Source organism: Fluviicola sp. (assembly GCF_030151805.1).
Classification (GTDB): Bacteria; Bacteroidota; Bacteroidia; order Flavobacteriales_D; family Crocinitomicaceae; genus Fluviicola.
Genome location: NZ_JASLCN010000077.1, coordinates 1 through 5,635 on the forward strand (window position 1 = coordinate 1; position 5,635 = coordinate 5,635).

Annotated in this window: 3 protein-coding genes; 2 read left to right on the plus strand and 1 reads right to left on the minus strand. The window is 44.4% G+C overall.

Annotated features, from left to right (window positions below):
- Positions 1-593: 593 nt before the first annotated feature.
- Positions 594-1,475, plus strand: a complete 882-nt coding sequence (locus Q1V93_RS03140) for a hypothetical protein (RefSeq protein WP_300661324.1) — start codon at positions 594-596, stop codon at positions 1,473-1,475.
- 58 nt (positions 1,476-1,533) lie between these two features.
- Here the strand turns inward: Q1V93_RS03140 and Q1V93_RS03145 are convergent, their stop codons facing one another.
- Positions 1,534-4,914, minus strand: coding sequence for a methylmalonyl-CoA mutase family protein (locus tag Q1V93_RS03145; RefSeq protein WP_300661327.1), 3,381 nt, complete (start codon positions 4,912-4,914; stop codon positions 1,534-1,536).
- A gap of 254 nt (positions 4,915-5,168) precedes the next feature.
- Between Q1V93_RS03145 and Q1V93_RS03150 the strand changes: the two genes are divergently transcribed.
- A partial coding sequence (locus tag Q1V93_RS03150) for a hypothetical protein (RefSeq protein ID WP_300661330.1) occupies positions 5,169-5,635 on the plus strand: 467 nt, incomplete at its 3' end.

Below are 5,635 nucleotides of genomic sequence, written 5' to 3' on the forward strand. Positions count from 1 at the left end.
CGGTTTTAGGGCGTTTCAGCCGTTTTTGGCCCCTCTTCAGTCCTGTTTTCCCGGGATCAGAAAGGAATTATACCTTGAAATCCTAAAATAAAAACACATAACAGATGTGTAAAAAAAAGAAGTTCACCCCCAACACCTAAACTATAAACATCCTGACTCTTACCTCCAACTCCTCCAGCCTCATCTACCCTTCATAATTCGGCATTCGGCATTCGTAATTCGTAATTCGTAATTCATAATTAAAATCACCTCCATTTTCATACACTGCCTTGGTGAATGGAAAGAAGATAACAGAATACCCAACACAAACTTATAGCTCCAAACACTAGCCGAATCCTCCTATCCAAACACTTAAATCCACCTTTCGCTGAAAAAAGTAATCACCTATATTACAATACATTACATTTGAAACCGGAAAAATCGCACGATGCGTCATTCCACACTATTTACTGAATGAGCGTGCCAGACATGTCTTACTACTCTTAGTATCTCCCCCCATTCGAAAAGCCCAGTTTATCAGCATTATCAGCAGAAATAGTACGGAGTAAGCCGAAAATCCTTAAAGAGTAGGCACCACTATACACAATGCTCATATGGCAACTATTCGAATTAAGTACGTGGTTTACAAAACCACAAGTAGCGGACGACGCAATCACCACTCAATCAACAACATGCCGCTGATCTCGGAAACAAACCCCGGTTCCTACGGGACAGGAGATTTATATGCAGTCAACGTCAATGAACAATTGGTCTACGAAGGCCAAATCGTTTCCTTCGCTTTTGCATCCTTCAAAGGAACAGCAAACGGCTCTCTTTTTTATACTTCAATTGCCGCTTTCCAAGATCTGGAAGTCGGAAGCGACAACATTGAAGGTGTGGTCGTTTATTTACCAACGGGCGGAGATGGCGGAAACGGATTCATCGTAGATGCATTTAACGTTGATATCTGCGACTTTTCCAACAGTGATTTTGTCGATGTCTTTACAAACGGATCTCCGGATGCAGACAAAAAATTCACCGCCAACGAATACGGAACCATTGACACAGCCCCTTCTGCAGTTGACGTAAGCGCTTTCCAGAATGTAGACGGCGTTCCGTACAAAGAATGGCAAAAAATCAAAAATGGAAGTACCGTTTTAAACGACCGGAAACAACCCATCGAACAAAATGAAACAGGAGTTCTCTTTGCATTCTACCATACGCCCGCATCCGGTGGTGGCGGACCGGTTAAAGTAGACCCGAATCGTTACCGGGCAGGATGGATCTATGTTTCCTACGGCGTAAAAGTTGGCGGCGGCGGCTTTGTTATCGGGCCAAATGGGATACCAATTCCGGTAGATCCATGGACGCGTTTTTGGGTTCGTCTCTTCACACGCGTTGCAATGATATTCCGCAGAAGCGGCAATGTACCTGTCAGCGATATTCAATCTGCAGGCGAACAGCTTAAGCAGAAACAAGTCAAAGGCATGAAATAAAAACGAAAAGGGCTGTCTCAAAGTGAAACAGCCCTTTCTGGATTATTCTGAAATTCAATTACATATTTCTTCGGTACTGTCCTCCTACTTCAAACAACGCTTTGGTGATTTGTCCCAAAGAAGCATATTTACATACTTCCATCAATTGCTCGAAGATGTTTTTATTCTGGATCGCAGTTCGCTGCAATTCACTCAACATACTGTCCAGCTTGTCTTTATGGATTGCCTGTAATGCGCTCAGCATTGTAATCTGGTATTCTTTTTCCTCTTCAGAAGCACGAATCACTTCTTTTGGCTCTACCGTCGGAGATCCTTTTGAACTCAGGAAGGTATTCACTCCGATGATCGGGAAATCCCCGTTGTGTTTCAACGTTTCATAATACAAGGATTCCTCCTGGATTTTAGAACGCTGGTACATGGTTTCCATCGCTCCCAAAACGCCACCGCGCTCTGTAATTCGGTCAAACTCTGTCAATACAGCCTCTTCCACCAAATCCGTCAGCTCTTCAATGATGAATGATCCCTGAAGCGGGTTTTCGTTTTTAGCCAGTCCCAACTCACGGTTAATAATCAGCTGAATGGCCATTGCACGACGAACGGATTCTTCCGTAGGCGTTGTAATCGCTTCGTCGTATGCATTCGTGTGAAGCGAGTTACAGTTATCGTAAATCGCATACAAAGCCTGCAACGTTGTCCGGATATCGTTGAAATCAATTTCCTGCGCATGCAATGAACGCCCGGAAGTCTGAATGTGGTACTTCAACATCTGCGCACGCGGATTTGCTCCGTACTTCTTCGCCAGTGCTTTTGCCCAGATTCTTCTTGCCACACGACCGATTACCGCATATTCCGGGTCGATCCCGTTAGAGAAGAAAAAGGACAGGTTCGGCCCGAATGCATTGATATCCATTCCGCGACTCAAATAGTATTCTACATACGTAAATCCGTTAGCCAACGTAAATGCCAGCTGCGTGATCGGGTTTGCACCCGCCTCCGCAATATGGTATCCTGAAATGGAAACCGAATAGAAGTTCCGTACTTGTTTTTCAATGAAATACTGCTGCACATCCCCCATCAAACGAAGCGCAAACTCCGTAGAGAAAATACAGGTATTCTGTGCCTGATCTTCTTTCAAAATATCTGCCTGAACGGTTCCGCGAACCTGTTTCAGCGTTTCTGTTTTGATTTCTGCATATACATCAGCCGGAAGCACCTGATCTCCGGTTACTCCCAACAGGAACAAGCCCAAACCATCGTTTCCTTCCGGAAGTTCTCCCTGGTATTGCGGACGGTCAATTCCTTTGGCTTTATAAATTGCTTTGATTTTTGCTTCAACTTCTTTCTCCAGGCCATTCGCCTTGATGTATTTCTCACAATTCTGATCAATGGCAGCATTCATGAAGAAACCAAGAAGCATCGGTGCCGGACCGTTAATCGTCATGGAAACAGAAGTTGCAGGATGCGACAGGTCAAAACCCGAATACAGTTTCTTCGCATCGTCCAAACAACAAATCGAAACTCCCGAGTTACCTACTTTTCCGTAAATATCCGGTCTCAAATCCGGATCATTTCCATAAAGCGTCACCGAGTCGAATGCCGTAGACAAACGTTTTGCAGGCATTCCCAAACTAACATAGTGGAAACGGCGGTTGGTTCTTTCCGGTCCTCCTTCTCCGGCAAACATCCGTGTAGGATCTTCTCCCTCGCGTTTGAAAGGGAACAACCCGGACGTATACGGAAATTCTCCCGGAACATTTTCCTGTAAAGACCAACGCAAAATATCTCCCCACGATCTGAATTTCGGAAGCGCTACCTTCGGAATCTGCGTATGAGAAAGAGATTCGGTATGAGTTGCCATACGCAATTCCTTATCACGCACCTTGAAAATAAATTCCGGTGCTGCATAAGAAGCTTTTTTCGCTTCCCACGACTCCAGGATTTGCCAGTTGTGCGGATCCAAATCGCGTTTTACCGCTTCAAATGCTTCCTGAACTCCTTTTACCAAACGGTCTTTATCCTCCATTGAACTAGCTTGCAGCGTTTCAACGGATTTTTGTAAACCATATAATTTATCAGCAACTTCTACCTGCTTGTTTACCCATTTATCAAAGTTCCGGTTGTTTTCCGAAATCTCAGACAGGTAACGCGTTCTATCCGGCGGAATCACAAAGATTTTTTCAGACATTTCTCTCGTGATCTCAAATTTGGATTCCAGGGGAGCATTCGTCTTTTCCTTGACCTTATCCATGACTACCTTATACAACGTATTCATTCCCGGATCGTTGAACTGAGAAGCAATGGTTCCGAAAACCGGCATCTCGTCCACGTTTTTATCCCACAAATTGTGGTTTCGCTGGTATTGCTTGCGCACATCTCTGAGAGCATCCAAAGCTCCCCGTTTATCGAACTTATTCAGTGCGATCACATCCGCAAAATCCAACATGTCGATTTTCTCGAGCTGTGTTGCCGCTCCGTATTCCGGAGTCATCACATAAAGAGAAGCATCTGAGTGATCTAATATTTCCGTATCTGACTGACCGATTCCGGAAGTTTCCAGGATGATCAGGTCGTAATTCGCTGCTTTCAGAATCTGAATCGCTTCCGAAACGTGTTTCGACAAAGCCAGGTTCGATTGGCGTGTTGCCAAAGAACGCATATAAACACGCGGGTTTTTAATCGCATTCATCCGGATTCTGTCTCCAAGCAAAGCACCACCGGTTTTGCGTTTGGAGGGATCCACTGAAACAACCGCAATTTGCTTGTCCGGAAAATCCATTAAGAAACGTCGAACCAATTCATCAACCAACGAAGATTTTCCTGCTCCACCCGTACCGGTGATTCCCAAAACAGGAACATCATTCTTCGCAGCAATCTGATGCACCTGCTCCATCACCGGAGCAGCCATTTCAGGATAGTTCTCAGCTGCAGAAATCAATCGTGCAATGGAAGGAACATGTTTTTCAGCCAAATGATTGATCTCGCCGTTCAGTACATCTCCTACCGGATAATCCGAGCGCTCCACCAAATCATTGATCATTCCCTGTAAACCAAGTGATCTTCCGTCATCCGGATGGTACAAACGCGTAATTCCATAATTCTGTAATTCTTCGATTTCAGAAAGAAGAATCGTTCCTCCTCCTCCACCGAAAATCTTAATATGCGGCGCACCTTTTTCCTTCAATAAATCATACATGTATTTGAAGTATTCGGTATGCCCACCCTGGTAAGACGTCATGGCAATTGCCTGGGCATCTTCCTGAATAGCAGTATCAACCACTTCTTCCACCGAACGGTCGTGCCCCAGGTGAATCACCTCGCAACCGGTAGATTGAATAATACGGCGCATGATATTAATGGCAGCGTCATGTCCGTCAAACAGCGAAGCCGCCGTTACAATCCGGATATTATTTTTTGACTTATAGGGTGCTTGTTGCTCCATATCAAGAGTTGTTTTCTATTTTTTTAAGTCCCCAAAGATAACTCAATTTGCAGATACTTTTTCGCTCTGCAAAGCGGAAATTAATCCATGTCGAAGCAAAGTGGTCAAAAACTCCATTATTTGGGCGGATTAAACAGAAAAAACATCTTCTCTTTGCTTCATCCGAATGCATTTAACCTTGACAGTCATTCTGTAAACACAGTAGCGGCAGCCGAAAAGCTCATGAGTAGGCATCATTATTCTACATTATTCATATGATCAAAAAAACAGTCACCATCCTGTCTTGCCTATTCCTGAGCTGGAGTTCGCAAGCACAAACATTCACCGAAGATTTCTCTCCCGCACATACATGGACACAAGTTTCAACAGGAATCAGTATTGGCAGCGGGAAAGCAAATTATGTCAATTGTTCCGATGCTTCTGCTCGGAGAATTTATACCAATCACGGTTTGACACTCACAGACAATTGGGTGTTGGATATTGATTTTCAATTTACCGGATTTGGTTCATCAGGACCGGGGCACCACCTCGCATCCTTAACCGCAGGAAGTTTAGATCCGTTAACAGAATCTCCCGCAGCTCCATGGACAGCTACCAATCAGGATGCCATTTCCATAATGTTTTATTCTACCAACCAAAGCACTACTCCGGGTACTTTTGAATTAGTCGGAACCTCAAAAAACGACAACACTGCGTGGGTCAATTCAACCGGAATTGTACT